The organism is Achromobacter sp. SIMBA_011, assembly GCF_046535435.1.
Taxonomy (GTDB): domain Bacteria; phylum Pseudomonadota; class Gammaproteobacteria; order Burkholderiales; family Burkholderiaceae_B; genus Achromobacter; species Achromobacter dolens.
The window spans coordinates 119849-146444 of sequence record NZ_JAWRWN010000007.1 but is presented as its reverse complement, the minus strand read 5'-3'; the positions used below and the strand labels follow the sequence as shown (position 1 = coordinate 146444).

General features: G+C 66.6%; 23 protein-coding genes and 1 tRNA gene. 17 read left to right on the top strand and 7 right to left on the bottom strand.

Annotation, left to right across the window (positions count from 1 at the left end; genetic code table 11):
* Nucleotide 1: 1 nt before the first annotated feature.
* The 8 genes from SB816_RS22470 (at nt 2) to erpA (ending at nt 6054) form a co-directional block, all read left to right on the top strand.
* Nucleotides 2–868: a branched-chain amino acid ABC transporter permease gene (locus SB816_RS22470; RefSeq protein ID WP_006388638.1), complete on the top strand. Its 867-nt coding sequence runs from the start codon at nt 2–4 to the stop codon at nt 866–868.
* Nucleotides 861–1649 (top strand): ABC transporter ATP-binding protein, encoded by a 789-nt coding sequence (locus SB816_RS22465; protein ID WP_049071173.1) that lies wholly within the window; start codon nt 861–863, stop codon nt 1647–1649. Before SB816_RS22470 ends, SB816_RS22465 begins: the two co-directional genes overlap by 8 nt.
* Nucleotides 1646–2359 carry an ABC transporter ATP-binding protein gene (locus tag SB816_RS22460; protein WP_006388640.1) on the top strand — a complete coding sequence of 238 codons (714 nt, stop codon included), beginning with the start codon at nt 1646–1648 and terminating at the stop codon, nt 2357–2359. The genes SB816_RS22465 and SB816_RS22460 overlap by 4 nt, the downstream gene beginning before the upstream one ends.
* Before the next feature lie 372 nt (nt 2360–2731).
* Nucleotides 2732–3160 (top strand): 50S ribosomal protein L13, encoded by a 429-nt coding sequence (gene rplM / locus SB816_RS22455; protein WP_006217309.1) that lies wholly within the window; start codon nt 2732–2734, stop codon nt 3158–3160.
* 9 nt (nt 3161–3169) lie between these two features.
* The gene (gene rpsI, locus SB816_RS22450; RefSeq protein WP_006388641.1) at nt 3170–3562 is read left to right on the top strand and encodes a 30S ribosomal protein S9; all 393 of its coding nucleotides are present in this window, start codon (nt 3170–3172) and stop codon (nt 3560–3562) included.
* Nucleotides 3563–3750: 188 nt separating this feature from the next.
* Nucleotides 3751–4815, top strand: coding sequence for an N-acetyl-gamma-glutamyl-phosphate reductase (gene argC / locus SB816_RS22445; RefSeq protein ID WP_054503435.1), 1065 nt, complete (start codon nt 3751–3753; stop codon nt 4813–4815).
* A 41-nt stretch (nt 4816–4856) separates the two neighbouring features.
* Entirely contained in the window at nt 4857–5597 is a 741-nt protein-coding gene (locus tag SB816_RS22440; protein WP_410547570.1) for a DUF6776 family protein, read from the top strand.
* A gap of 85 nt (nt 5598–5682) precedes the next feature.
* Nucleotides 5683–6054 carry an iron-sulfur cluster insertion protein ErpA gene (gene erpA / locus SB816_RS22435; RefSeq protein WP_006388644.1) on the top strand — a complete coding sequence of 124 codons (372 nt, stop codon included), beginning with the start codon at nt 5683–5685 and terminating at the stop codon, nt 6052–6054.
* 105 nt (nt 6055–6159) lie between these two features.
* On the opposite strand, the gene SB816_RS22430 is transcribed toward erpA, so the two are convergent.
* Together SB816_RS22430 and SB816_RS22425 are read right to left on the bottom strand one after the other, a co-directional pair.
* The gene (locus tag SB816_RS22430; RefSeq protein WP_410547569.1) at nt 6160–7269 is read right to left on the bottom strand and encodes an anhydro-N-acetylmuramic acid kinase; all 1110 of its coding nucleotides are present in this window, start codon (nt 7267–7269) and stop codon (nt 6160–6162) included.
* 80 nt (nt 7270–7349) lie between these two features.
* Entirely contained in the window at nt 7350–8762 is a 1413-nt protein-coding gene (locus SB816_RS22425; protein ID WP_410547568.1) for a peptidoglycan DD-metalloendopeptidase family protein, read from the bottom strand.
* A gap of 259 nt (nt 8763–9021) precedes the next feature.
* On the opposite strand from SB816_RS22425, the gene tyrS reads away from it, so the two are divergent.
* Entirely contained in the window at nt 9022–10251 is a 1230-nt protein-coding gene (tyrS, locus tag SB816_RS22420) for a tyrosine--tRNA ligase (RefSeq protein WP_049071178.1), read from the top strand.
* A 72-nt stretch (nt 10252–10323) separates the two neighbouring features.
* Nucleotides 10324–10980 carry a YbhB/YbcL family Raf kinase inhibitor-like protein gene (locus SB816_RS22415; RefSeq protein WP_054416409.1) on the top strand — a complete coding sequence of 219 codons (657 nt, stop codon included), beginning with the start codon at nt 10324–10326 and terminating at the stop codon, nt 10978–10980.
* A gap of 78 nt (nt 10981–11058) precedes the next feature.
* Here SB816_RS22415 and SB816_RS22410 read toward each other — a convergent pair whose 3' ends face one another.
* A complete protein-coding gene (locus SB816_RS22410) occupies nt 11059–11697 on the bottom strand; it encodes a LysE family translocator (protein ID WP_410547567.1) in 639 nt (212 codons plus the stop codon).
* 205 nt (nt 11698–11902) lie between these two features.
* Here SB816_RS22410 and glyA point away from each other — a divergent pair, with 205 nt between their 5' ends.
* Together glyA and nrdR are read left to right on the top strand one after the other, a co-directional pair.
* Entirely contained in the window at nt 11903–13153 is a 1251-nt protein-coding gene (glyA, locus tag SB816_RS22405) for a serine hydroxymethyltransferase (protein ID WP_049071180.1), read from the top strand.
* 206 nt (nt 13154–13359) lie between these two features.
* Entirely contained in the window at nt 13360–13839 is a 480-nt protein-coding gene (nrdR, locus tag SB816_RS22400) for a transcriptional regulator NrdR (protein ID WP_006392798.1), read from the top strand.
* Nucleotides 13840–14027: 188 nt separating this feature from the next.
* Here the strand turns inward: nrdR and SB816_RS22395 are convergent, their stop codons facing one another.
* Together SB816_RS22395 and SB816_RS22390 are read right to left on the bottom strand one after the other, a co-directional pair.
* On the bottom strand, nt 14028–14987 hold the full coding sequence (locus tag SB816_RS22395) for a GlxA family transcriptional regulator (RefSeq protein WP_116791547.1): 960 nt from the start codon (nt 14985–14987) through the stop codon (nt 14028–14030).
* 12 nt (nt 14988–14999) lie between these two features.
* Nucleotides 15000–15569, bottom strand: coding sequence for a cysteine hydrolase family protein (locus tag SB816_RS22390; RefSeq protein WP_064526244.1), 570 nt, complete (start codon nt 15567–15569; stop codon nt 15000–15002).
* A gap of 240 nt (nt 15570–15809) precedes the next feature.
* On the opposite strand from SB816_RS22390, the gene ribD reads away from it, so the two are divergent.
* Nucleotides 15810–16925, top strand: coding sequence for a bifunctional diaminohydroxyphosphoribosylaminopyrimidine deaminase/5-amino-6-(5-phosphoribosylamino)uracil reductase RibD (gene ribD, locus SB816_RS22385; protein WP_144657092.1), 1116 nt, complete (start codon nt 15810–15812; stop codon nt 16923–16925).
* A gap of 19 nt (nt 16926–16944) precedes the next feature.
* Here ribD and SB816_RS22380 read toward each other — a convergent pair whose 3' ends face one another.
* Nucleotides 16945–19440, bottom strand: a complete 2496-nt coding sequence (locus SB816_RS22380) for a hypothetical protein (protein ID WP_410547566.1) — start codon at nt 19438–19440, stop codon at nt 16945–16947.
* Nucleotides 19427–20650 carry a DUF3142 domain-containing protein gene (locus SB816_RS22375; RefSeq protein ID WP_410547565.1) on the bottom strand — a complete coding sequence of 408 codons (1224 nt, stop codon included), beginning with the start codon at nt 20648–20650 and terminating at the stop codon, nt 19427–19429. Before SB816_RS22375 ends, SB816_RS22380 begins: the two co-directional genes overlap by 14 nt.
* A gap of 843 nt (nt 20651–21493) precedes the next feature.
* On the opposite strand from SB816_RS22375, the gene SB816_RS22370 reads away from it, so the two are divergent.
* From SB816_RS22370 to SB816_RS22355, 4 genes are all read left to right on the top strand, one after another.
* Nucleotides 21494–23410 carry a PrkA family serine protein kinase gene (locus tag SB816_RS22370; RefSeq protein WP_372415586.1) on the top strand — a complete coding sequence of 639 codons (1917 nt, stop codon included), beginning with the start codon at nt 21494–21496 and terminating at the stop codon, nt 23408–23410.
* A 12-nt stretch (nt 23411–23422) separates the two neighbouring features.
* A complete protein-coding gene (locus SB816_RS22365; protein ID WP_054503441.1) occupies nt 23423–24682 on the top strand; it encodes a YeaH/YhbH family protein in 1260 nt (419 codons plus the stop codon).
* On the top strand, nt 24679–26229 hold the full coding sequence (locus SB816_RS22360; RefSeq protein ID WP_049071186.1) for a SpoVR family protein: 1551 nt from the start codon (nt 24679–24681) through the stop codon (nt 26227–26229). The genes SB816_RS22365 and SB816_RS22360 overlap by 4 nt, the downstream gene beginning before the upstream one ends.
* Before the next feature lie 182 nt (nt 26230–26411).
* Nucleotides 26412–26502, top strand: a tRNA-Ser gene (locus SB816_RS22355).
* The last annotated feature ends 94 nt before the right edge of the window (nt 26503–26596 follow it).

Sequence of the window (26596 nt, the reverse complement as noted above, 5' to 3'; positions counted from 1 at the left end):
TATGAGCGGATTCGAAAACTTCTGGGCCATCTATGGCAACCTGGTGCTGACGCTCGGCACCAACGCCCTGCTGGCCCTCTCCATCTGGCTGACGCTTGCCTGCGGCATGCTGGCCATGGCCAATGCGGCCTTCATGGGCATCGGCGCCTACGCGGCGGCGTTGCTCACCATGAACTACGACGTCTCGTTCCCGGTCGCGCTGGCCGGCGGCATGGCGGCGCCGGCCCTGGTGGCGGCGTTGATCGGCTTGCCGACCTTGCGGCTGTCAGGGGTCTACCTCGCCATGGCCACACTGGGCTTTGGCGAAGTGGTGCGGGTGACGGTGTTGAACACCGAGTCGATCACCGGCGGCGCGCTGGGCCTGAACGGCATTCCGCAACTGACGCAGTGGTGGCACGTCATCCTGGCGGTCGTCATCGTGCTGTTCGTGCTGTGGCGCGTGCGCGCCTCCAAGATCGGACGCGCCTTCGAGGCCATCCGCGGCGACGAGACCGCGGCCGGCCTGATGGGCATCGACGTGCGCGCCAACAAGATGCTGGCCTTCGTGGCGGGCGCCATGATCGCCGGCCTGGCCGGCGCGCTCAATGCGCACCTGACCTTCTTCATCGGCCCCAACGAATACGGCTTCGACCGTGGCGTGGAAATCCTGACGATGGCCATCCTGGGCGGTATCGGCGGCCTGGCCGGCCCCGTGCTGGGCAGCTTCATCATCACCGTGCTGCCGGAGTTGCTGCGCGGCTTCGCGGATTTCCGCCTGGTCATCAACGGAGTGATCCTGGTGGTGATTGTGCTGTTCCTGCCGCAAGGCATCTGGGATCCGGCGCGCTTCAAGCGCTGGATGCGTCAAGGAGGCAAGCGCCATGCTTGAGCTGACCTCCGTTTCCAAGAGCTTCGGCGGCCTGCACGTGCTGCATGACGTCAGCCTGTCGGTGCCCGAAGGCGCGATCTTCGGCCTGATCGGCCCCAACGGCGCCGGCAAGACCACGGTGTTCAACCTGATCACCGGGCTGCTGCCGCCCAGCGGTGGCGGCATCGCCTTCAATGGCGAGAGCCTGCTGCGTCGCAAGCCGCATGCCATCACCCGCATGGGCATCGCCCGCACCTTCCAGAACATCCGTCTCTTCAAGGAGATGACGCTGCTGGAAAACGTGGTGGTGGGCGCCTACCGCCACATGAACTACGGCTTTCCCAGTCTTTTGCTGGGCCTGCCGGGCTACCGCGAGCATGAAAAGCGCGCCCGCGAGCGCGCCCACGAGCTGCTGACGTGGATGCGCCTGGACCACAAGGCCAACGACCTGGCCGACAACCTGTCGTACGGCGAGCAGCGCCGCCTGGAGCTGGCGCGCGCGCTGGCCACCGAGCCCAAGCTGCTGCTGCTGGACGAGCCGGTCGCCGGCATGAACACCGGCGAGCGCGCCGAGCTGATGCGCGAGATCCTGGCGATCCGCGACCGCGGCTACACCATCCTCATGATCGAGCACGACATGCGCTTCGTGATGGGGCTGTGCGAACGCATCGCGGTGTTGAACTTCGGCAAGATCATCGCTTGCGGCGGGCCTGAAGAGATCCGCAACAACGAGCAGGTCATCGAGGCCTACCTGGGCCGCGAGGACGACGACGATACCGACAACGCGGAGGCCGCACAATGAGCAGCGCAATGCTGGAAGTCCGCGGACTCGAGGTCAACTACGGCCACATCGAAGCCGTCCGTGGCATCGACCTGGACCTGGAAGCCAAGGAAATCACCGCCCTGGTCGGCGCCAACGGCGCCGGCAAGTCGACCACGCTGCTGGCGCTGTCGGGCCTGCTGCCCAAGGCGCGCGGCAAGATCCTGTTCGAAGGCGAGGACGTCACCAACCTGGCGCCGCACCAACTGGTGGCGCGCGGCATCGTCCAGGTGCCGGAAGGCCGGGCCATCCTAACCACCATGACCGTGCTGGAGAACCTCGAGCTGGGCGCCTACCGCCGCGGCCTGAAGAACATCGACTCGGACCTGGAATACGTCTTCAACCTGTTCCCGCGCCTGAAAGAGCGAATCACCGGCATCGCCGGCAACCTCTCCGGCGGCGAACAGCAGATGCTGGCGATCGGCCGCGCCCTGATGGCCAAGCCGCGCTTGCTGCTGCTGGACGAGCCGTCGATGGGCCTGGCGCCGATCGTGGTGCAGGAAATCTTCCGCTCGCTGCGGGCCATCAACGCCGACGGCCTGACCCTGTTCCTGGTCGAGCAGAACGTGCGCCAGGCGCTCAAGATCGCCCAGCACGGCTATGTGCTGGAGAACGGCGCCATGGCGCTGTCGGGCACCGGCCGCGGCCTGCTCGGCCATCCGCGGGTGCTGGAAGCCTACCTGGGCGCCTGATCCGCGCGGCGCGGACGGGAGCAGGAGCGCGCGGGCAGGGTCACTGGCAGCGCGCAATTGCGTCCCTTTTAAAAATGCGACAGTCGTTCCCCCGGGAACGGCTGTTCATTCGCCTGGATCCGGCCATGGCTGCCCATTTTTTGAGCATCCGTGGTAGAATTTCAGGCTTTCCCTCATTTTGACCATTGCACGGGCGGGTAATAACGCTTAGGCGGGACGTCGATAGGGACACGGATGGGCTAAAACCCGATCGGCTGAAATCTGGCACTGAAACCCAGTCGCTGGAAAGATGCCGGCTCCATTGTCTAGTTGAGGGAAAAAGCCTGGCTGGATCGTCCAGTCAGAGACCATTTTTCATATCTAGGAACCATCATGAAGACCTTTGTGGCCAAGCCGCATGAAGTCCAACGTGACTGGTTTGTGATCGACGCCAAGGGCAAAGTCCTCGGTCGTGTGGCCAGCGAAGTCGCACGTCGTCTGCGTGGCAAGCACAAACCTGAATTCACGCCGCACGTTGATACCGGCGATTACATCGTCATCATCAACGCTTCCGATATCGTCGTTACCGGTACCAAGGCGAAGGACAAGAAGTACTTCCGCCACACCACGTACCCGGGCGGTATCCGCGAAACGAACTTCGAGAAGATGCAAGAGCGTTTTCCCGGTCGCGCCATTCAGAAGGCCGTCAAGGGCATGCTGCCCAAGGGTCCTCTGGGCTACGCCATGATCAAGAAGCTGAAGGTCTATGCCGGTGCCGAGCACCCGCACACCGCCCAGCAGCCCAAGACGCTGGATATCTAAGGAAACGCCATGATCGGTAACTGGAACTACGGAACCGGCCGTCGCAAAACTTCGGTGGCTCGCGTTTTCATCAAGAAGGGCACCGGCAAGATCGTCGTCAACGGCAAGCCCGTCGACGAGTTCTTCGCCCGTGAAACCGGCCGCATGGTCGTGCGCCAGCCGCTGGAACTGACCGGCCACCTGGAATCGTTCGACATCAAGGTCAACGTGCACGGCGGCGGTGAAACCGGCCAGGCCGGCGCAGTCCGTCACGGCATCACGCGTGCCCTGATCGACTACGACGCGACCCTGAAGCCCGCGCTGTCGCAAGCTGGTTTCGTGACCCGCGATGCCCGCGAAGTCGAACGCAAGAAGGTCGGCTTCCGCAAGGCGCGCCGTCGCAAGCAGTTCAGCAAGCGTTAATCGCTGCGAAAAAAGCCCGCCTCGTGCGGGCTTTTTTTTACATCCCGGGGCCCAGGCCCCGCCCAGGCCCGCGGAACTCCGCGGGCTTCGTCCGGTCGGACATCGGTCGCCGCGCGGTTTCCGGCGTGGCGGCAAGGCCGGTTGTCCGAGCGATACAATCGAGCCTCGTTCTACGAAGAGCACACATCATGGCCCAAGCATCGAACTCCCGTATCAAGGTTGGTATCGTCGGCGGCACCGGTTACACCGGCGTCGAACTGCTGCGCTTGCTGTCGCAGCATCCCCATGTGGAATTGACCGCCATCACGTCCCGCAAGGAAGACGGTCTGCCGGTGGCCGACATGTATCCGAACCTGCGCGGCCGCGTGCAGATCGCCTTCTCCGCGCCGGAAAAGGCCACGCTGACCGACTGCGACGTGGTGTTCTTCGCCACGCCCCACGGCGTGGCCATGGCCCAGGCCCAGGAACTGATCGCCGCCGGCACCAAGGTCATCGACCTGGCCGCCGACTTCCGCCTGCAGGACGTGCCCACCTTCGAACGCTGGTACAAGATTCCCCATACCTGCCCGGACATCCTGGCTGAATCCCAGTACGGCCTGGTCGAGCTGAACCGCGAAGCCATCTCCAAGGCGCGCGTCATCGGCAACCCGGGTTGCTACCCGACCACCGTGCTGCTGGGCCTGGCGCCGCTGCTCGAAGGCGGCAAGCAACTGGTCGATGCGCAGACCCTGATCGCCGACTGCAAGTCGGGTGTGTCCGGCGCCGGCCGCAAGGCCGAAGTCGGCTCGCTGTTCTCCGAGGCATCCGACAACTTCAAGGCCTACGGCGTGGCCGGCCACCGCCACCATCCCGAAATCGTCGCCCAGCTCGAGAAGATCGCCGGCGGCAAGGTCGGCCTGACCTTCGTGCCGCACCTGGTGCCGATGATCCGTGGCATGTACTCGACCATCTACGCCCGCATCAAGCCCGAGGCGCGCGACACGGACTTCCAGGCCCTGTTCGAGCAGCGCTACGCCGACGAGCCGTTCGTCGACGTCATGCCGGCCGGCAGCCTGCCCGAGACGCGCTCGGTGCGCGCTTCCAACAACCTGCGCATCGCGCTGTCGCGTCCGGGTGGCGGCGACCAGCTCATCATCATGGTGGTGCAGGACAACCTGGTGAAGGGCGCGGCCGGCCAGGCCGTGCAGAACATGAACCTGATGTTCGGCTTGCCCGAGACCGTCGGTCTGGACCAGGTCGCGATCCTGCCCTGATGCGCCGCCGGGCCGGCGGCAAGTCCGCCGGCCCGCTTTCCATGTCCAACGACTCCCGCGACACGCCTCGAATCCCCCGCCTCGGCCTGCGGCTGGCTGCCGGCGTGCTGGCCGGTGTCGTGGCGGGCGGGGCGGCGGGCTATTACTACGCGCGCGGCGTCTATCAGCCGGTGGATGCCGTGGTGCTCAGCGCCGCCCAGGTCGAGACGCGCGACGAAGCCATGCGCCAGCAGGCGGTCCAGTTGCGCTACCTGCGCGGCCAGCTCGATACCGCCGACGGCGAACTGGTGATCGAGCGCTCGGCGCGCCAGGAACTCGAAACGCAGTTGCATGCCGCGCAGGCCGAAGTCGGCCGGGTGCGCGACCAGTTGGCGTTTTACGAGCAATTGCTGCCGCCGGGGCCGGAAGGCACCGTGGACATCCGTGGCGCCCAGATCGACCGCGAAGGCGGCGGGCTGCGCTACAAGGTGCTGCTGATGCGCAGCGGCCGCAACGGCGGCGCACAGTTCGCCGGCACCTTGCGGTTCCAGGCCACCGGCACGCTCAAGGGCGAAACCGTCACCGTCGACCTTGCGCCGATGCAGGTCAAGGCGGAAAGCGGGCCGGTGCCCGCCACCGGTGAAACCACGACAGCGGCGTCGCTGGCCTTGCAGTTCGACCAGTACCAGCGCAGCCAGGGTGTCCTTGCCGTGCCCGAGGGATTTGTCCCCGAAAGCGTCACCATCAGCATCCTGGAGGGCGATGTGGTCCGTGCCTCCCGCAGTGTCAAGCTCGAACTTTGAGTCCGGCGGCGCCTGCGCTATAGTGACTACATGCGAGCGGCGCAGCCGCTCATCGGAATACGGCCCCAGCGGCCAGGAGTGAATCATGAATGCAGTGACCGAAACCGTCGACCTGCAGGCCGCCCCGCCTGCTCCCCTGGTGTTCACCGACTCGGCGGCCGCCAAGGTCAAGGACCTGCTGGCCGAGGAAGGCAACCCCGAGCTGAAGCTGCGCGTGTTCGTGCAGGGCGGCGGCTGTTCGGGTTTCCAGTACGGTTTCACCTTCGATGAAGTCGTCAACGAAGACGACACCGTGCTCGACAAGGCCGGCGTGCAACTGTTGGTCGACCCCATGAGCTTCCAGTACCTGGTCGGCGCCGAGATCGACTACAAGGAAGACCTGGAAGGCGCCCAGTTCGTCATCCGCAATCCCAACGCCAGCACGACCTGCGGCTGCGGTTCGTCGTTCTCGGTGTAAGCCTCGCGTCTTCGCGCCGGGATGACGGCGCGAACCGGGCGTCCGGCCGACAAAAAAAAGCCCTTCGGTTTTCCGAAGGGCTTTTTGCTGGGCGCGGGCCGCGTGTCAGGCGGGATATAGCGCGCCCAGGATACGCGGGCCGCGGGCGCCGGTGACGCTGGGCAGACCGGCCGGCTGGCGCGCCAGGAAGGCCTGCGCCAGCCAGGCGAAGGCCAGCGCCTCGACCTGCTGCGCCGGGACGCCCAGCGCGTCGGTGGCATGCACCGGGCGCTGCAGGCAGTACGCCAATTCGCGTATCAGCCCCGGGTTGCAGGCGCCGCCGCCGCATACATAGAGTTCGCGCACGTCCGCGCCGGCGGCGTCGATGGCGTTGGCGACGGTGCGCGCCGTGAGACGCTGCAATGTCGCCTGCACATCCTGCGGCGCCGGCTTGGGACCGTCATAGGCCGCCAGCCGATCGTCCAGCCAGCGCATGTTGAAGAGGTCGCGGCCGGTCGATTTGGGCGGTGGCAGCGCGAACCAGGGTTCGCTCGCGATCAGTTGTTCCAGCAGCGGCGCCAGCACCTGCCCGCTGGCGGCCCAGCGGCCGTCGGCATCGTAGGGCCGGCCCAGGTGCCGCTGGCACCAGCCGTCCAGGAACACGTTGGCCGGGCCGGTGTCGAAGCCGCGCGGCGCCTGGCCGGGCGCCAGCAGCGTGACGTTGGCGATGCCGCCCAGGTTGAGCACCGCGCGGCCTTGCGGCGCGCCGAACACGGCCGCGTGAAAGGGCGGCACCAGCGGCGCGCCCTGGCCGCCAGCGGCCACGTCGCGGCTGCGGAAGTCGGCCACCACGTCGATGCCGGTCAGCTCCGCCAGCAGAGCGGGCGCGTTCAACTGCACGGTATAGCCGCTGTCGGGGCGGTGACGCACCGTCTGGCCATGGGCGCCGATGGCGGCGATGTCCTGGGCCCGCAGGCCGGCGGTGGCCAGCAGGTTCACGCTTACCTGCGCATACAGGCGCGCCAGTTCGTTGGCGGCGAGCGCGGCGCGGGCCAGCTCGTCGTCGCCGGCCTGGTTCAACGCCAGGAATTCGGTGCGCAGCGCCGCCGGCATCGGCAGGCTCGCGCTGGCCAGCACCTGCGGTGGCTGGCCGTCGCGCAGGCGCGCCAGGACGCCGTCGACGCCGTCCACGCTGGTGCCGGACATCAGGCCGATGAAGTGCGGGGGTACGGTCATGTTGGGGCTGCCTGGAAAAAAAAAGCGGCCCGGCATCGAGATGCGCGGGCCGCCTTGCGGGTGCGTCATGCAGGTCCGCCTCAGCGGCTGGCCACGTTGGTCAGCGCGTCGGGCAGGGTCTGCTGGAATTCGGTGAGCAGTTGGATCTGCTGCTTGTACGGCGCCACGGCCTGGTTGAAGGCGCGGATCTCGGCGGGCTCCAGGGCGCGGGCGACGGGCAGGTCGACCGACAACGGGTCGATCGGCTGGTTGTCGACGCGGAACTCGTAGTGCAGGTGCGGACCGGTGGCCCAGCCGGTGGCGCCGACGTAGCCGATCAGTTGGCCCTGCGAGATCTTGGTGCCCTTGGTGATGCCTTCGGCGATGCGGCTCTGGTGCGCGTACAGCGTCGAGTACTTGCCATGGTGCTTGATGATGACCACGTTGCCGTAGCCGTTCTGCCAGCCCGAGAACTCCACCGTGCCGTCGGCCGTGGAGTGGATCGGCGTGCCCGAGGGCGCGGCGTAGTCCACGCCCTTGTGGCCGGTCCAGGTCTTGTGGATCGGGTGCATGCGCATGCCGAACGTCGAGCTGATGCGGCTGAACTTCAGGGCGGTGCGCAGGAAGGCGCCGCGCAGGCTGGTGCCGTCGAAGTCGTAGTACGAGCCGGTCTTGTTGTTGTCGGCGCTGAACCAGACGGCGGAGTAGGTCTTGCCGCCGTTGATGAACTCCAGGGCCAGCACGCGGCCGGCGCCGGCGTAGCGGCCGTCGTGCGAGCGCACTTCGTAGACCACGCGGAACTGGTCGCCCTGGCGCAGGTCGCGCAGGAAGTCGATCTTGGCGCTGAGGATGTCGGCCATCTGCATGGTGACCGAATCGGGGATGCCGGCGGCATCGGTGGCGCCGAACAGCGAGGAGCGGATCGTGCCCACGGCGACGCGGGTCTGGCGATCGGTGCTCTCGGTGATTTCCTCGGCCTTGTAGCCGTTGTCGGTGCGCGCCACGTGCAGCATGCGGGTGACGACCTGGCCGTCCGCTTCGTTGCCGGGGGTGTGGATGTAGCGCAGCCAGATCAGGTTGCCTTCCGCGTCGGTCGCGGCCTGCACCGAACGGCCCGGGTACAGCTTGTAGATGCTGCGCGCGCTGGCGTCGTGGGTGAGGAAGGTCTGCAGGTCCGGGGAATCCAGTTCCAGGCGCTGCAGCACGGCGGCCAGCGTGTCGCCCGCGCGGATGCGGGTTTCGCTGATGTAGGGCGCGGCGCTGGGCGTGCTGACTTCGACCTGTTCGGTGGTCAGCGGCAGGATGCTCTGGATGACGCGGGTGGGGGGGATTTCGCTGCGGTCGGGTTGCTGCACCATGCCCAAGGCGGCGGCGCCGGCAAACAGACCCATGGCGGTGACGAGGAGAGTGCGACGGAGAAGTCCCGAGCGATGGGGCTTGGGTTCGACGGGCGCAAACACGGCAGCAACTTTGCGCTTGATGCTACTCGCCAGGTCGTGGAGGCCACGATTCATCGTGAAGATACCCTCTCAGGTGGCATGAGCTCGCAGGGTGCGTGACACGAACGGCCCCCGCGCGCCACGTTTTCCGGGGCAAGGGCTGGCGCGGGGCGCATCTTGTGAACAACGGGTGGTAACCGGACGCGCAACTGCGTATATATGACAGTTGCGTATGATTAGGGCGGTATCCTAGCTGATTCGGCTAGAATTTTCGATAGTTTTCGTCACTTTTTACACCTTTTTATCGGCTGAAGCCGTCGCGGCCCCCCTAAAAATGTCACCTTCAGAAGCCCCCATCACCCCCGAAGTCGAAGCCGATCTGCGTATTGCCAAGCGCGGATGCGATGAGCTGCTGGTCGAGTCCGAATTCGCCCGCAAGCTGGCCCGCAGCCGCGCCACCGGCGTGCCGCTGCGGATCAAGCTGGGGCTGGACCCGACCGCGCCGGACATCCATCTGGGCCACACCGTGGTGCTCAACAAGATGCGCCAGTTGCAGGACCTGGGCCACGAGGTCATCTTCCTGATCGGCGACTTCACTTCGACCATCGGCGACCCCAGCGGCCGCAACAGCACCCGCCCGCCGCTGACGCGCGAGCAGATCGAGGCCAACGCCAAGACCTACTATGCGCAGGCCAGCCTGGTGCTGGATCCGGCCCGCACCGAGATCCGTTACAACTCCGAGTGGTGCGACCCGCTGGGCGCGCGCGGCATGATCCAGTTGGCGTCGCGCTATACCGTGGCGCGCATGATGGAACGCGAGGATTTCACCAAGCGCTTCAAGGGCGGCATCCCGATCTCGGTGCATGAATTCCTGTACCCGCTGATGCAGGGGTACGACTCGGTGGCGCTGAAGTCCGATCTGGAGCTGGGGGGCACCGATCAGAAGTTCAACCTGCTGGTCGGCCGCGAACTGCAGAAGGAGTATGGACAGGAGCCGCAGTGCATCCTGACGATGCCGCTGCTGGTCGGCACCGACGGCGTCGAGAAGATGTCCAAGTCCAAGGGCAACTACATCGGCATTTCGGAGTCGCCCGATTCGATGTTCGGCAAGCTGATGTCGATTTCCGACACGCTGATGTGGCGTTACTTCGAGCTGCTGTCGTTCCGCTCGCTGGAAGACATCGCCGCGCTGCGCCAGGAGATCGACGGCGGCCGCAATCCGCGCGACGCCAAAGTCATGCTGGCCCAGGAAATCATCGCCCGTTTCCACTCGGCCAAGGCGGCCGACGACGCGCTGGCCGCGTTCGAGGCGCGTTTCCGCGACGGCGCGATTCCGGAAGACATGCCCGAAGTCAGCATCGGCGGCGCGCCGGTCGGCATCCTCAAGCTGCTGCGCGAGGCGGGGCTGGTGGCGTCGGGTTCCGAAGCCCAGCGTAACGTCGAGCAGGGCGGGGTGCGCGTCAATGGCGACCGGGTCGAAGACAAATCGTTGCAACTGCCTGCGGGGACTTACGTCGTCCAGGTGGGCAAGCGCAAGTTCGCGCGTGTTAAGTTGAACCCATAATCGCGAAGATTTTGATACGCTGGAGGGACGTTCAAGGCTGGGATGCCTTCGCAGCACTTCAAGGAGCACGACATGAAACTTTCGAGTTTGTCTTTTTCCGATCACGAGTCGATTCCGGAGCGCTACGCCTTCGGCAAGATCGATGCGCAATCGCACGTCGCGCTGGCTGACAACTACAACCCGCAGTTTTCCTGGGACGACGTCCCGGCGGGTACGCAGTCGTTCGCCTTGATCTGCCACGATCCGGACGTTCCCTCCAAGCCCGACGACGTCAACCAGGAGGGACGCGAAGTCCCCGCCGACCTGCCGCGCGTGGATTTCTTCCACTGGGTGCTGGTCGACCTGGCGGCCGACATGCGCGAAATCGACGAAGGCGCCTTTTCCAGCGGCATCACGCCGCGCGGCAAGGGCGGCCCGCTGGCGCCGCTGGATGCCCGCCAGGGCATCAATTCTTACTCGTCCTGGTTCGCCAACGACCACGACATGAGCGGCGACTATTTCGGCTATGACGGCCCGTGCCCGCCCTGGAACGACGCGCTGGTGCACCGTTACGTGTTCACGCTGTACGCGCTGGACGTCCACACGCTGAACCTGCAGGGTGCGTTCACCGGCGAGGACGCGCTGCGCGCCATCCAGAAGCACGTGCTGGCGCAGGCGTCGCTGACGGGCACCTATACGCTCAACCCCAAGCTGGCGCCCAAGCAGATCGGGGCGACCTCGGCGTCCTGATTGCCGCGATCAGTAAAAAGGGCCGCATCAATGCGGCCCTTTTTTATTTCCGAGATGTCCGTCGGATGCGCCGCGCCCTCAGAAGCCGGCGCGTTTCAGGCGCAACAATGCCACGCCGAAGACGACGAACACCGAACCCACGGCTCGGTTGATCCAGCGCACCGCGCGCGGCTGCTGGAACAGGCGGCGGGCGCGGCGCGCCAGCAGGCCGTAGGCCAGCAGCGAGGGCAGCGACAGGCCCATGAAGATGCCCGTCAGGATGAAGAACTGCGGCAGCAGCGGTTCGGCCGCGTTCAGGAACTGCGGGAACAGCGCCGTGAAGAACAGGATGGGCTTGGGATTCAGGCCGGCGACGAAAGTCGCTTCGAGGTACAGCGCCAGCGCGCCGCGCGGCGGGCGGCCGGCGCTGTCGGGCGGCGGCCCGGCCACGCTGCTGCGGCCCAGCAGATGGCGCAGGCCCAGGTAGATCAGGTAGGCGGCGCCCGCGACCTTGAGGGCGGCGAACAGCAGGGCGGACGATTGCAGCACCACGCCCAGGCCCAGCATGGCGGCGGCGGAGAGCAGGAACAGGCCGGTGACGTTGCCCAGCGACGACGGCAGCACCGCGCGCAGGCCGCCGGCCGCGCCGTTGCGCATGGCCAGGATGCTGGCGGGGCCGGGGGTGACGACGCTGACGGCGGCGACCAGGGTGTACGCGACCAAAGTCTGGGTTTGCATGAAAGTTTCTCAAGTCGGGTTGAGAGGGTTTTCCAGCCGAGGAGGAATGCCGGAAATTTCGCGCCCTTGGCGGGAATTTTGCCGCCATTCGGGGCATTTTGGCGACAGGGGAAGCGGCGCGACGCGGTAAACTATCCGTCATTATCCGGGTTTACCCACCCGGGCGCAGTTTCCTCCTCTCTTACCGCCTCAGGAACCCCCCGTCATGTTTGACCGCAACCTCACCCTCTCCAAGGCTGACCCGGATGTCTGGGCCGCCATCCAGAAGGAAGACGTTCGCCAGGAACAGCACATCGAGCTGATCGCTTCGGAGAACTACGCCAGCCCGGCCGTCATGGAAGCCCAGGGCACGCAGCTCACGAACAAGTACGCCGAAGGCTACCCGGGCAAGCGCTACTACGGCGGTTGCGAATACGTCGACGTGGTCGAGCAACTGGCCATCGACCGCCTGAAGCAGATCTTCGGCGCCGAAGCCGCCAACGTGCAGCCCAACTCGGGTTCGCAGGCCAACCAGGGCGTGTACATGGCCGTCCTGAAGCCGGGCGACACGGTGCTGGGCATGAGCCTGGCCGAAGGCGGCCACCTGACGCACGGCGCCTCGGTCAACGCCTCGGGCAAGCTGTACAACTTCATCTCGTACGGCCTGGATGAAAACGAGGTCCTGAACTACGCCCAGGTCGAGCAGCTGGCCAAGGAACACAAGCCCAAGCTGATCGTCGCCGGCGCCTCGGCCTACGCCCTGCACATCGACTTCGAGCGCATGGCCCGCATCGCCCACGACAACGGCGCGCTGTTCATGGTCGACATCGCCCACTACGCCGGCCTGGTGGCCGGTGGCGCCTACCCCAACCCGGTGCCGCACGCCGACTTCGTCACCTCGACCACGCACAAGTCGCTGCGCGGCCCGCGCGGCGGCGTCATCATGATGAAGGCCGAGTTCGAAAAGGCCGTCAATTCGGCCATCTTCCCCGGCATCCAGGGCGGTCCGCTGATGCACGTCATCGCCGGCAAGGCCGTGGCCTTCAAGGAAGCGCTGGAACCCGAATTCAAGACCTACGCGCAACAAGTGGTCAAGAACGCCAAGGTGCTGGCCGACACGCTGGTCAAGCGCGGCCTGCGCATCGTTTCGGGCCGCACCGAAAGCCACGTCATGCTGGTGGACCTGCGCTCCAAGGGCATCACGGGCAAGGAAGCCGAAGCGGTGCTGGGCCAGGCCCACATCACGGTCAACAAGAATGCCATCCCGAACGATCCGGAAAAGCCCTTCGTGACCAGCGGCATCCGCCTGGGCACCCCGGCCATGACGACCCGCGGCTTCACCGAAGCCGAGGCCGAGCTGACCGCCAACCTGATCGCCGACGTGCTGGACAACCCGCGCGACGAGGCCAACATCGCCGCCGTGCGCGCCAAGGTCAACGAACTGACCTCGCGCCTGCCGGTTTACGGCAAGAAGTAATGCGACGGCGGATCTTTTCCGCCCGTGGCTGACAAGGACGGCTCCGCGAGGGGCCGTCCTTTTGTTTTCAGGCCAATGGCGCTTGCGCGCCGGCGGTCATCGTGGCAAAAATAACAGGGACGAATTTGTCATAGTCGACGCGGACAGACTGTCGCATCGTTACAATATCGGCGAATTATTGCTTTCCGTGTTTTCAGGGATCACACATGCGGTGTCCATTTTGCGGCAACTCCGAAACGCAGGTCGTCGACAGCCGTGTCTCGGAAGAGGGCGACGCGATCCGCCGCCGGCGCCGTTGCCAGTCCTGTGACAAGCGCTTCACCACTTATGAGCGGGTGGAGCTGGCGCTGCCTTCCGTGGTCAAGCGCAATGGCAGCCGCAGCGACTACGATCCCGCCAAGCTGCGCGCCAGCCTGAGCCTGGCGCTGCGCAAGCGTCCGGTCAGCACCGAGGACGTGGACGCGGCAGTGGCCCGCATCGAGGAACAACTGCTGGCCAGCGGCCTGCGCGAAGTGGCCTCCGGGCACATCGGCGAGCTGGTCATGAACGAACTGCGCAAGCTCGACAAGGTAGCCTACGTGCGCTTCGCCTCGGTCTACAAGAGCTTCGAGGACATCGGCGAGTTCGTCGAGGCGATCCGCGAGATGCAGGGGCCGGTGCTGCCCGGCAAGCTGCGCAAGGAATGACGCCGTCGCGCGGGTCGGCCTATCGCAGCCCGGCTTGTCGCGGCCCGGCCTGACGCGGCCCGGCCTGACGCAGCCGACCTGACGCAGCCGACCCCGACGCAGCCGACCCCGACGCGGCCTGACCCGTAGGCGGCCAGACCCGTAGGCGGCCGCCGTGGCGCTACCGGCGGCCTGCCGTCCGGCGCGCGCTATGGCGCCACCGTCCGCGCCATGCTGGGCGTCTGCGGCTGGAACCGGCGCCACACGCGGCGCAGGTGCTGGGCCGAGCCGAAGCCCGATTTCTCCGCCACCAGCTCCAGGTTCAAGCGCGTTTCGCGCAGCATGTCGCGCGCCAGCGCCACGCGTATCTGATACAGGTAGTCCATGGGCGTGCAGCCTGCGTGCTCGCGGAACAGCCGCGTCAGGTGGCGCGGGCTGGTGTGGGCCTGTTCGGCCAGCGACTGCGCCGACCACGGCGCCGCCGGGTTGCGCACCACCGCGTCCTGCACGCGGTGCACGCCCGGATGCATGTGGTTGCGGTGTTCAAGCCAGGGCGACAGCGCCGAGTCGGTGCCGGCGCGGCGCTGGTACACCACCATGTCGCGCGCCACTTCGCTGGCCACGCGCGGGCCGCAATGGCGCGACACCATGTGCAGCGCCAGGTCGATGCCGGCGGTGATGCCGGCGCTGCTGACCAGGTTGCCGTCCTCCACGAAGATGCGGTTGTCGTGCACCCGGGCGCTGGGATCCAGGTCGGCCAGTTGCGCCAGGCAGCTATGGTGGGTAGTGCATTCGCGTTGACGCGTCAGGCCGGCCGCCGCGGCGAACAGGGCGCCGGCGCAGACCGTCATCAGCGTGAAGCCGTCGGCCGGATGGCGCTGCGCCAGCCAGTCGATGATCAGACGGGCCTCGGGCTCATCCAGGCGGATGTGCTTGCCGACCACGCCGGACACGATCACCAGCGCCTCGGGCGGCAGTTTCTCGGGCAGCGGCTGGATCCGGGCCAGGTGCAGGCCGGGAATGCCGCTTTCGACTTCGGTGGACGGGCCGCAGAAATGTTGGGCGAAGGCGTCCGGGCACAGCTTGTTGGCGACCCGGAACGCCTCGGCCGGCCCGGCCACGTCGAGCAGCACGATTCCCCGGGGCAGGACGAAGTGCACGGGAATCATGGCCATGCCGCCCTATTGCGCGTCGGCGAAGACGTCGGCGGCGCGGGCGATGCGGGCGAAGCGGCCGTGCAGCACCAGTTCGGTGGCGTCGCGGATCTCGACCGGCGTGTAGTGCTTGCCCGACGGACTCTGCATCGCGAATGTCAGCGTGGCGTCGGTCGGGAACACCACCTTGAAGCCGTCATCGCTGGCGTGGCGCGTGGTGGTCTCGCAGCACTGTTCGGTGCGGATGCCGCTGACGATGACGCCTTCGATGGCGTGCTTGCGCAGCCAGTCCCGCAGCGTGGCGCCGTCGGCGTCCTTGGCGTAGAGCGAGGAATGCACGGTCTTGTGGAACACGGCGTCGGGGGCGATGCGCAGTTCCTTGAGCGTCTTGACGTGGCCGGAAGCCAGCGAGAACGGGTTGGCCGGGTCGTTGGCGGCGCTGATATGGAACACCTGCAGCACCGGGATGTCGCGGGCGCGGGCAGCATCGATCAGGCCCTGCAGTTGCGAGACGAATGCCGGGTATTCCGATTCGTCCCAAAACGGACGCTGGCGGAAGGAATCCTGGACGTCGATGACGATCAATGCTTGTTTCATGGCGGCGGGCTCCGTGCCGTGGGATTTCGGGAGGTACGTGGCGTATTGTGGTCCTGCCCCGGCTCCCGGGCGAGGCCGTCCCGAGACCAGCATCGGCCCAAAACGGACATGGCTTTCGGGGCGCTTGAATCATCATAGCGCGCCGGCCCGCGACGGCGGGCGTGGCGTGCCGGCGATCCGCCGCGGACATACAATCGCTGCATGATGAAGAACCCCAGCGAATCCGACGACCTGTCCTGGATGCGGCGCGCCCTGGCCCTGGCGCAGACCGTCATGTACTCGACCGCGCCCAACCCTCGGGTGGGCTGCGTCATCGTGCGTGACGGCCGGGTGCTGGGCGAAGGCGCGACCCAGCCGCCCGGCGGCCCGCACGCGGAAGTCTGCGCCCTGCGCGATGCCCAGGCGCGCGGCGAATCGGTGGCGGGGGCCACCGTCTATGTCACGCTGGAGCCGTGCAGCCATTTCGGCCGCACGCCGCCGTGCGTCGACGCGCTGCTGGCGGCCGCGCCGGCGCGCGTGGTGGTGGCGATCGGCGATCCCAATCCGCTGGTCAACGGCAAGGGGCTGGCGCGGCTGCGCGAGGCCGGCATCGCCGTCACCACCGGCATTTGCCGCGAAGAGGCGCTGGCCCTGAATGCCGGCTTCATCTCGCGCATGAGCCGCGGGTTGCCCTGGACCTGGCTCAAGATGGCGACGTCGCTGGACGGCCGCAGCGCGTTGCACAACGGCCTGTCGCAATGGATCACCGGGCCCGAGGCGCGCGCCGACGGCCATCACTGGCGCGCCCGTAGTTGCGTGGTGCTGACCGGCATCGGCACCGTGCTCAAGGATGATCCGCAACTGACCGTGCGCAGCGTCCAGACGCCGCGCCAGCCGCGCCGGGCGGTGGTCGACGGCCGTTTCGAGATTCCCGAGGACGCGCGGCTGTTCGACGGCGGCGAGGTCATCGTGTTCACGGCCCGCGCCGACGCCGCCAAGCAGGCGCGGCTGGAGGCCCGCAACGTGCGGGTGGTGGCGTTGCCCGACGAGACGCCCGACCGGGTCGACCTGCCGGCGATGATGCGCTGGCTGGCCGCGCAGCAGTTCAACGAAGTCCACGTCGAAGCCGGCGCCGGCCTGAGCGGCGCGCTGGTCGCGGCCGGCTGCGTCGATGAGCTGCTTATCTATATGGCGCCGATGCTGCTGGGCGACGCCGCCGGCGTGGTCAAGCTGCCCATGCTGGAAAGGTTGGACGCCGCCCCGCGCTACGAATTCATCGAGGCGGAGCGGGTGGCGGCCGATCTGCGTGTGCGGGCGCGGGTACCCGAGCATTGGCGCGGTCTGCTGCGAAGGGTCGAACTGCCCGCCGCCGGGTAGCCCTGGGGCGCGTCGATATTCAAAGGCCGTTCTGGCGCCGCCTGTCGCCGCCCGTCGGGGTGCCATTGCGCCAGGCCCACAGCCCGGCGCCGAGCGCCGCCAGCGCCAGCAGGCCGCCCGCGATCAGGAGGCCCGGATGCTGCTTGCGGACACGTTCCCAGGCCTTCCAGGCCTGGATGTAGTGAAAGCGCGAGGCCGAGTGGAAGTCCGGTTCGGGGCATTCGCGGCCGAAGGTGTCGCTGAAGGGCACCTGGGCGCCCTGATCCACATAGCGCAGGTAGATGGCGGTGGCACGTTCCGGCGTGTCATCGATCACGTAGCGGGCGCCTCGGCAAAGCGTGGCCGCGAAGGCCTGCGAGCGCGTGGGCAGTTCGTCGGCGGCCTTCATCGCGTAGTCGGCGGCGATCTGGCGGTAGTGATAGCGCACGTTGGGCCGCGCCTCGCTGGCCGCGTAGCGTGCGCGTTCCTCCTGCGTCACGTAGGGGCCCGGCAGATCCGCTTCGGCACGCTGCCGCGGCGTTTCCATCGGCACATCGGTATCGGCGCGGGGCTCGCGCCACCAGGGGTTGGCATCGCGGCCGGCGCCGGCGGAATAGTTGCCTTCATAGACGGCGTAGTCGGGGCCCTGTTCGTAGCCCATGATGCGCATGCCGTCGCGGCGCGCCAGGGTGGCGGCGGTGTACCAGGCCTCGGCGCGGGAGGTGCGGCCCCAGGCGTTGCCCGCGGCCCGCAGCGCTTCGCCGTATTGCGCGGCGCGCTGGCGGACATCGGATTCCCGGATCGTCCAGTTGCCATCGGTATAGTCGAGCGTGGCGAAGCGGGGATCGGAGTCCGCGGGGAAGTAGGGCAGGGCTTCGGCCACCCGGTTTTCGCGCACCAGCCGCCGTGCCAGCAACTGGCGCAGGCGGTCGTGCACGGGCGGCTGGTTCAGCCGGCTCCATTCGTAGAACTGGTCGGTCGTGTAGCGGCTGAAGCCCGGCGGCCGCGATGGCGCGGGCGGGGGCGGCGGCAGCCGGTCGACATAGGCCTTGAGCTCATCGGTCGTCAGCACGCGTTCGGCCACGTAGGCCGCGTCGTTCCAATAGGGCGAGAGCGGCCAGCCCTCTTCCGGCGGCGGGGCGCCATCGCCGGCCGCCGCGGCCCGGTACAACTGGTCCAGGGCTTCGACGTATTGGCCGCGCGACAGCGACAGCACGCCCTGTTCGCCTTTGAGCAGGGCGCCGGCCTCCGCCTCGACGGTGCCGTCGCCGCGCGGAAATGCGTCGACCGCGCGGGCGTAGGCCTGGGCGGCCAGTTCGTTGTCGCCGCGCCGGATCGCCAGCTTGGCGCGCACCCACCAGGCCAGCGCCGTGTCGAGCCGGGAGGCCAGGGCTTGCGCCAGGTCGTAGCGGCCGACGCGGTAGGCCAGCGCCGCGACCCGGTCGGCGTTGTCGATCCGTCGCGGGTCCTGTGTCTGTAGCGCGGCCACCAGCGATTGCAGCGCGGGGTTGGGCGTGACGTTGGGCGTGCCGTCGGCGGCGTCGGCCAGGCTCAGGCGGCCGGTCGCCTCGAAGTTGGCGAAGGGGGCGCGCGCGCTTTCGGGTTTGCCGTCGACGATGTCGCCCAGTCGGGCCAGACCGTACGCCACCAGCAGGCGCTGGCCGACCGGGTCCTCTATCAGGCGGATGGCGCGCGTCGGCGCGGCCAGCGCCCAGTCGGCCATCAGGCGCAACGATTCGCGGCCGCTGACTGAACCGCGCGCGGCCTGGGCGGCATACAGGCGCACGGCCTGCTGCAAGTCGCGCGGCGCGATCGCATCCATGCAGGGCGAGGCGTTGAACAGGTCTTCGTAGGCGCATTGGCCGAGGCTGCCGGACAATGACAGGCGCGCTTCCTGGCCGTAGCTGGCGACGGCCAGGCCCAGGGGGTCGGGCGCGCCTTGCCGCGCCAGTTCGCGCACCCGGGCATAGGCCTGCGCCGGGTGATCCGTCGCCGGCGTGGTTCCGATGGCCCCGATTTCGGCCAGCAGATAGGCCGCCCAGACGCGGCGGGTCGCGGCCTGCTCCGCTGGCAGCGCCAGGATGGCCAGCAGGCGCTGGCGCGCGCGTTCCAGGCGCGGTTCATCCGGCGCCTGCGCGGCGCTGCGGTAGTCCACCGCGGCGGCGGCGTAGAGCCGCGCGGCTTCCGGCAGGCCTGCGCCGGCGGCATAGGCCTGGTCGCCGTCGGGACGGGCTCGCATCGCCCGCGCCTGTTCCCGTTGTGCCGGCGTCAACGCCGTGTCGAATGCTTCGGGAATGGCGTCGGAGCGGTAGCTGCCGTCCGGCAGCAAGGGTGATTCGTTGGCCCGCAGTGTGTCCGTGGCCGGCAGCAGCCGCGCCGCCTCGTACGCGAACGAGTTGGCGGGCGTGCCTTGCAGCGTGCCGGCGCGGTCGTCCAGCAATTGTGGCGGGAAGTCCGGGCCGCAGGCGATGACGATGCCGGCGCCGGCGGCGCAGGCCAGCAGCAGCGCGGCGGCAAGCGATTTACGGTTGTACATGGAAGCTCGGGGTTGCGGAGTCACAGCGGATCCATCCAATGGCGCGTTCGGCGCCGGCGCGCAGCAGTCCGTCCTGCGCGCGGCGAAGATAGCTACCCTCGCGGTCGTATTCAAGGGTGTAGCCGTTGATGCCGTCGGCGGCGTTGCAAGTGGCGTCGAGCCGCACGGTAAACGGGAGCGCGGTGTCGGCGTTGCCGCGGTTGGCCAGGCGCACGTCGCGCGCGCCGCCGGCGGCGCGCGCGGCGGCGGTCACTTCGAGCTGCGGCGTCAGCGGCTGGCGCGCCAGCACGGCGCGCCAGGTCGGCAGGCTCCAGGCTCGCGTGTCGGCCTGGGTCGGCAGGCGGAACCAGACGATGCCGCTCAGTCCCGCCGGGCGATCGCGGTCGAGCGTCGCGACGAAGGCCGCCATCGCGTCGGGCGTGACCAGCAGTTCGGCCGAACGGCCGCCCGGCATCAACGCCGGGCGTTCGCTTTCGACCGCCGCGATCCTGCCACGTTCGTCCCAGGCGACGCGGCTGCCATAGGAAGGCAGCGCCACGCGCCAGGGTTTGCCGGCATGGCGGGCGTAGGCATCGAGCCAGGCGCGGGCTCGCCTGGCGTCGAACAGGCCTTGCGTTGGGTTCTGCACGGCGTGGACCTGCAGCACGGTTTCGTCCGGCACCGCCAGCAATGCGGGCAGCGCGGGACTGTCAAGCCAGGTCGGCAGGGCGGTGATCGATAACGGCAGGCTGGCGCCGAGGCGGGTCTTGAGCTTCGCCAGCAAGGCGGCATAGTCCGGCAGCTTCGACGTGGCGCAGTCGTAATCGATTTCCAGGCCAGCCAGCGTGACGCCGGCCCGGCCCCATGCCGCCAGCGCGGCGGCGGCGCGATCGGCGATGTCGGCGGCGGGCAAGTCGTTGACGCGGCCATCCAGCCGCAACACCAGCACCACGGGTCGTTGTGACGCGGCCAGCGCGGCCAGATCGGGCGCCGCGTCGAACCAGGCGCCGTCGGCGCGCAGTTCGGCCGCCAGCACTCGCCATGACCGCACGGCATCCGCGCCCTCGGCCAGCGCGCTGACCAGCGCCGGTGTCCATTGCCGTTGCCAGACATAGGCGTCGTTGGGCAGGGGTGGGACGGCGCGTTCACACGCGGCCAGCAATAGCACGCCGCACACAGCCGCCAGACGCCGCCAGCGCATCGGCGCGCGGACGATGCGGAGCCCTTGCATGAGGGGGCGCGGGCGGGGCGGCATGATGGATAGAAAGCGTTTTAAGGCAGTGTCGTGCGCGGTTTCGCGGATGCGTGATTCTATCCTTCACGCCGCTAGGGGTATTAGCACTCTCGATGCCTGGCTGCCAACCCATCGCGTGATAGCCGCGGACCATCGGCCGCATAGCGTTTGCCCGCGCGGTTCGTGGCGGGATGGCAGCAAGTTTGGGAGCGATTCTTGCGTGTCTGTCTCGAAGCATCCCACAGCTTTTTTTTACCGCGTGAGCACAAATGAATTGCCACAAAACCGTCAATTCGGCTTAAGCTAGGTCATGACTTGGCGCTACGCGCGCATGGCTTGCTCCATAACCCGCCACGCGCCCTCGTCACCACGGATTCCAGTGTCGCGTACCGGCGCTTTTCACAAACCGGACCGATACGTCGCTGAACGCAGTCGCCTTGCGCCGTTCAGACCGTTCGCTGCCATCGCATAGCGGACGCACCGGCCTTGTGTGCCGGATCATAAGAATCCACCGGGATATCTCATCCCTTCAAATCATTGCTGACCATTTCGTACGTGGCTGCGTCATGCGCCCGTTCTACAGCGATATGCTGAAGGCGAACGAGTGAACTTATTCACGTTGGTTGCAATCCCTGACGGAACTTGTGTCTCAAGGGTGCAGCCTAAACGGAAGGGGCCCGATCGTGCTCATGGTCGATGTGTGGCGAAAGCAACATACGACCGTGCCGAAATTGCTAATAGCGAGATTGACTAGTCACGCCGAAGCACTGAGGCACACAATGGGGACACGTAGGGACGTCATGGCTTTTTCGCGTGTTGTAGGAGGTTTCCGTGCAAAACATCGTCGAAGGCTTCAAGTCGCAGTATGCAAGAGAACAGGAATCAGAACTCTCTCTCGAGGAGTATCTGGATCTCGCCCGACGCGACCCGATGGCATACGCCAGCCCGGCCGAGCGCATGCTGGCCGCGATTGGCGAACCTGAAATCGTGGATACGCGCAACGACCCACGTCTTTCCCGTTTGTTTTCCAACCGGACCATCCGGCGCTATCCAGCGTTCCAGGAGTTCTACGGCATGGAGGACGTCATCGGGCAGATCGTGGCGTTCTTCAAGCACGCCGCGCAGGGACTGGAAGAGCGCAAGCAAATCCTCTATCTGCTGGGGCCCGTCGGCGGCGGCAAGTCGTCCATCGCCGAGCGCCTCAAGGTGCTGATGGAGCGCTTCCCCATCTACGCGCTCAAGGGCTCGCCGGTGAACGAGTCGCCGCTGGGCCTGTTCCATCCGGAACGCTTCGGCGACACGCTCGAAAAGGAATACGGCATTCCGCGCCGCTACCTCACGGGCATCATGTCGCCGTGGGCGGTCAAGCGCCTGAAGGAGTTCGACGGCGACATCTCGCAGTTCCGCGTGGTGCGCCTGAACCCGTCGGTGCTGCGCCAGGTGGCGATCGCCAAGACCGAACCGGGCGACGAGAACAACCAGGACATCTCGTCGCTGGTCGGCAAGGTCGACATCCGCAAGCTCGACCGCCATTCGCAGGATGACCCGGACGCCTACAGCTATTCCGGCGGCCTGTGCCTGGCCAACCAGGGCCTGCTCGAGTTCGTGGAAATGTTCAAGGCGCCGATCAAGATGCTGCATCCGCTCTTGACGGCGACGCAGGAAGGCAACTTCAAGGGCACCGAGGGTTTCTCGGCGATCCCGTTCAACGGTTGCATCCTGGCGCACTCGAACGAGTCGGAATGGCAGACCTTCCGCAACAACAAGCACAACGAGGCTTTCCTCGACCGTATCTATATCGTCAAGGTGCCTTACTGCCTGCAGGTGTCGGAAGAAGTCCGCATCTACGAGAAGCTGCTGCATCACAGCTCGCTGTCGACGGCGCCGTGCGCGCCGGGGACGCTGGACATGATGGCGCAGTTCTCGGTGCTGACCCGGCTGAAGGAGCCGGAGAATTCCAGCATCTACTCGAAGCTGCGCGTCTACGACGGTGAAAGCCTGAAGGACGTCGATCCGAAGGCCAAGGCGTTGCAGGAGTACAAGGACTACGCCGGCACCGACGAAGGCATGAACGGGGTCTCGACGCGCTTCGCGTACAAGATCCTGTCCAGCGTCTTCAACTACGACCAGACCGAAGTGGCGGCCAATCCGGTGCACCTGATGTACGTGCTCGAACAACGCATCGGGCGCGAGGACTATCCGGAGGAGATCCGCCGGCGCTACCTGGAGTTCATCAAGGGCTTCCTGGCGCCGCGCTATGCCGAGTTCATCGGCAAGGAGATCCAGACGGCGTACCTCGAGTCGTACTCGGAGTATGGCCAGAACATCTTCGACCGCTACGTCACGTTCGCCGACTGCTGGATCCAGGACGAGGAATTCCGCGACCCGGAAACCGGCGAGAGCTTCGACCGCAGCGCCCTGAACGACGAACTGGAGAAGATCGAAAAGCCGGCCGGCATCGCCAATCCGAAGGACTTCCGCAACGAGATCGTGAACTTCGTGCTGCGGGCGCGCGCCAACAACAACGGCCGCAACCCGACCTGGACCAGCTATGAAAAGCTGCGCGAAGTGATCGAGAAGAAGATGTTCTCGAACACGGAAGACCTGCTGCCGGTGATCTCGTTCAACGCCAAGGCGTCGGCCGAGGACAAGTCCAAGCACCAGAGCTTCGTGGATCGGATGGTGGAGAAGGGCTACACGGAAAAGCAGGTCAGGCTGCTGTGCGAGTGGTATCTCCGTGTGAGGAAGTCTTCCTGAGCGAGGTGAATCATGAATTCACTGATCGATCGCCGTCTTAACGGGCGCAACAAGAGCGCCGTTAACCGGGAGCGCTTTCTGCGGCGTTACAAGGACCAGATCCGCAAGGCGGTCCACGGGATGATCCGCGACCGCTCGATCCAGGACATGGATCAGGGCGGCGAGATCAACCTGCCCGCCCGCGATATTTCCGAGCCGACCTTCCGGCACGGCGCGGGCGGCGACCGGGAAATGGTGCATCCGGGCAATCGCGAGTTCGCCAAGGGCGACACGTTCGACCGGCCTCAGGGGGGAGAAGGCCAGGGCGGCTCCGAACCCGGCGAGGGCGAGGCGGTCGATCAGTTCACCTTCAGCCTGTCGCGGGCCGAGTTCCTCAATCTGTTCTTCGAAGATCTGGAGCTGCCTCACCTGGCGCGCACCCAATTGGGCGAGGTCAGCCAGAAGAAATGGCAACGCGCCGGCTATACCACCACCGGCTCGCCCAGCATGCTCAGCATCAGCCGCACGCTGAAGTCGTCGCTGGCGCGGCGGGTGGCGCTGAGCGTGAAGGCGCGCGCCGACCTGGAAGACGCGGAAGAACGCCTGGCCAAGGCCAAGGCGGCGGGCGCGCCCGCCGACCAGATCAAGGCCCTGGAGCAGGACGTCGAGGACTGCCGCGAGCGCCTGGCGCGCGTGCCGTTCCTGGACGACCTGGACCTGCGCTACCGCAACCGCGTGTCGGTCGCGATCCCGATGGCGCGCGCGGTCATGTTCTGCCTGATGGATGTGTCCGGCTCGATGGACGAGGGCAAGAAGGACCTGGCCAAGCGCTTCTTCACGCTGCTATACCTGTTCCTGTCGCGCAAGTATGAGCATGTCGACCTGGTCTTCATCCGCCATACCGACAATGCCGAGGAAGTGGACGAGCAGACCTTCTTCTACGATCCCAAGAGCGGCGGCACCATCGTGCTGTCGGCGCTGGAGCTGATGCGCGAGATCGTCGAGAAGCGCTATCCGCCCTCGGCCTGGAACGTGTATGCGGCACAGGCCAGCGACGGCGACTCGTTCGGCGCCGACGCGGGCAAGAGCGCGCGCTTTTTGGCCGAGCACCTGCTGCCGGCCACGCGCTACTTTGCCTATATCGAGGTTCCCGACTCGCAGGAGGCGCGCAAGAGCAGCCTGTGGGCGGAATATGAACAGAAGCTGGCGCCGCATTTCGTGATGCGGCGGATTTGCGATCGCGGGGAAATCTATCCCGTGTTCCATGACCTGTTCAAGAAGGAAACCGCATGAATGCCATCCTGGGCGCACTGGTGGAGCCGGAATCGGCCGACAGCCCCCGGCCGTTGTCGCAAGGTTCCGAATGGACGTTCGAACTGATCCAGTCCTATGACGACGCGATCTCGCAGGTCGCGCGCGAGTACGGGCTGGACACCTATCCGAACCAGATCGAGGTCATCACCTCGGAGCAGATGCTGGACGCGTACGCGTCGGCGGGCCTGCCCATCGGCTATCCGCACTGGTCGTACGGCAAGGAGTTCATCCGCAACGAGCAGTACTACCGGCGCGGCATGCAGGGCCTGGCCTATGAGATCGTGATCAACTCCAACCCCTGCATCGCGTATCTCATGGAAGAGAACTCCATGACGATGCAGGCGCTGGTGATCGCGCACGCCTGCTACGGCCATAACTCGTTCTTCAAGGGCAATTACCTGTTCCGCCAGTGGACCGACGCCGACGGCGTGCTGGACTACCTGGTGTTCGCCCGCAAGTACGTGATGGACTGCGAGGACCGCTACGGCATCGACGCGGTGGAGGCGCTGCTGGATTCCTGCCACGCGCTGTCGCACCATGGCGTGGACCGCTACAAGCGGCCGACGCCGATCTCGTACAAGGAAGAGGCCGCGCGCCAGGCCGAGCGCCAGGAGCACGCGCGGCTGCAATACAACGACCTGTGGCGCACGCTGCCGCGGCTGGAGGCCGACAAGGACGAGCGGGTCGCCGCGTCGGTGTTCCCGCCCGAGCCGGAAGAGAACCTGCTGTACTTCATCGAGAAGTATTCGCCCAAGCTGGCGCCGTGGCAGAAGGAACTGGTGCGCATTGTGCGCAAGGTGGCCCAGTACTTCTATCCGCAGACCCAGACCAAGGTGATGAACGAAGGCTGGGCCACGTTCTGGCACTACACCATCCTGAACCGGCTGCACGAGAAGGGACTGGTCAACGACGGCTTCATGATGGAGTTCCTGCAGAGCCACACCAACGTGGTCAGCCAGCGCGGCTTCGACGAACGCGGCTACGGCGGCATCAACCCGTACGCGCTGGGCTTCGCGATGATGTCGGATATCCGCCGCATTTGCGAAAAGCCCACCGACGAGGATCGCCGCTGGTTCCCGGACATCGCGGGAGGCGATTGGCTGAAGACGCTGGACTTCGCCATGCGCAACTTCAAGGACGAGTCCTTCATCTCGCAGTACCTGTCGCCGCGCCTGATCCGCGAGTTCCGCTTCTTCGCGATCTCGGACCACCAGGCCAATCCCAAGCTGGAGGTCGCCGCGATCCACGATGACGAGGGTTACCGCGACATCCGCCGCCTGCTGGCCGCGCAGCACAACCGCGACAATCTGGTGCCGGACATCCAGGTGGTCCGCTTCAACCGCGACACCGACCGTTCGCTGGTGCTGCGGCACCTGAAGAGCCGAGGCCGGCCGCTGGCGGCCGAGGACGCGGAGCAGGTGATGAAGCACCTGGCGCGGCTGTGGGGCTTCCGGGTGCGGCTGGAGGAGACCGAACCCGACGGCACCGTCAGTTCGTACCGCGAGCAGGATCCGCCCAACGCTTGAGCGGCCATGGGCTGCCCCGGACAACCGCGTCCGGGACAGTCGCCACCGGGTGCGCACGGGCGCCCGTGGCAAAAAGGGGACGCAATCGCGTCCCCTTTTTCTGGGGCCGCTGCGCCGCTGCAGCTTTCTTGCCGATCTGCTAGAATCGCGGATTCGCATTTTCAGCAATGCGTACCGGATCAGGACAGGTGGCCGAGTGGTTGAAGGCGCACGCCTGGAAAGCGTGTATACGTCAAAAGCGTATCGGGGGTTCGAATCCCCCTCTGTCCGCCAAGAATTTCGCAAGAGTCGCCCCGGGGCAGCCCGTCAGCGCTTTGCCCCGAAAACCCGCATGAACATTGGTTCTGCGGGTTTTTTGTTGTCCGGA

Excerpts from the sequence above, each read along its gene's own strand:
- glyA (WP_049071180.1), top strand. The coding sequence starts at position 11,903 with ATGTTTGACCGCAACCTCACCCTCTCCAAGGCTGACCCGGATGTCTGG.
- SB816_RS22460 (WP_006388640.1), top strand. The coding sequence starts at position 1,646 with ATGAGCAGCGCAATGCTGGAAGTCCGCGGACTCGAGGTCAACTACGGC.
- SB816_RS22415 (WP_054416409.1), top strand. The coding sequence starts at position 10,324 with ATGAAACTTTCGAGTTTGTCTTTTTCCGATCACGAGTCGATTCCGGAG.
- SB816_RS22395 (WP_116791547.1), bottom strand. The coding sequence starts at position 14,987 with ATGATTCCCGTGCACTTCGTCCTGCCCCGGGGAATCGTGCTGCTCGAC.
- SB816_RS22360 (WP_049071186.1), top strand. The coding sequence starts at position 24,679 with ATGAATGCCATCCTGGGCGCACTGGTGGAGCCGGAATCGGCCGACAGC.
- nrdR (WP_006392798.1), top strand. The coding sequence starts at position 13,360 with ATGCGGTGTCCATTTTGCGGCAACTCCGAAACGCAGGTCGTCGACAGC.
- ribD (WP_144657092.1), top strand. The coding sequence starts at position 15,810 with ATGCGGCGCGCCCTGGCCCTGGCGCAGACCGTCATGTACTCGACCGCG.
- argC (WP_054503435.1), top strand. The coding sequence starts at position 3,751 with ATGGCCCAAGCATCGAACTCCCGTATCAAGGTTGGTATCGTCGGCGGC.
- SB816_RS22365 (WP_054503441.1), top strand. The coding sequence starts at position 23,423 with ATGAATTCACTGATCGATCGCCGTCTTAACGGGCGCAACAAGAGCGCC.
- erpA (WP_006388644.1), top strand. The coding sequence starts at position 5,683 with ATGAATGCAGTGACCGAAACCGTCGACCTGCAGGCCGCCCCGCCTGCT.
- SB816_RS22425 (WP_410547568.1), bottom strand. The coding sequence starts at position 8,762 with ATGAATCGTGGCCTCCACGACCTGGCGAGTAGCATCAAGCGCAAAGTT.
- rpsI (WP_006388641.1), top strand. The coding sequence starts at position 3,170 with ATGATCGGTAACTGGAACTACGGAACCGGCCGTCGCAAAACTTCGGTG.
- SB816_RS22390 (WP_064526244.1), bottom strand. The coding sequence starts at position 15,569 with ATGAAACAAGCATTGATCGTCATCGACGTCCAGGATTCCTTCCGCCAG.
- SB816_RS22430 (WP_410547569.1), bottom strand. The coding sequence starts at position 7,269 with ATGACCGTACCCCCGCACTTCATCGGCCTGATGTCCGGCACCAGCGTG.
- SB816_RS22375 (WP_410547565.1), bottom strand. The coding sequence starts at position 20,650 with ATGCAAGGGCTCCGCATCGTCCGCGCGCCGATGCGCTGGCGGCGTCTG.
- SB816_RS22470 (WP_006388638.1), top strand. The coding sequence starts at position 2 with ATGAGCGGATTCGAAAACTTCTGGGCCATCTATGGCAACCTGGTGCTG.
- tyrS (WP_049071178.1), top strand. The coding sequence starts at position 9,022 with ATGTCACCTTCAGAAGCCCCCATCACCCCCGAAGTCGAAGCCGATCTG.
- rplM (WP_006217309.1), top strand. The coding sequence starts at position 2,732 with ATGAAGACCTTTGTGGCCAAGCCGCATGAAGTCCAACGTGACTGGTTT.
- SB816_RS22440 (WP_410547570.1), top strand. The coding sequence starts at position 4,857 with ATGTCCAACGACTCCCGCGACACGCCTCGAATCCCCCGCCTCGGCCTG.
- SB816_RS22380 (WP_410547566.1), bottom strand. The coding sequence starts at position 19,440 with ATGTACAACCGTAAATCGCTTGCCGCCGCGCTGCTGCTGGCCTGCGCC.
- SB816_RS22410 (WP_410547567.1), bottom strand. The coding sequence starts at position 11,697 with ATGCAAACCCAGACTTTGGTCGCGTACACCCTGGTCGCCGCCGTCAGC.
- SB816_RS22465 (WP_049071173.1), top strand. The coding sequence starts at position 861 with ATGCTTGAGCTGACCTCCGTTTCCAAGAGCTTCGGCGGCCTGCACGTG.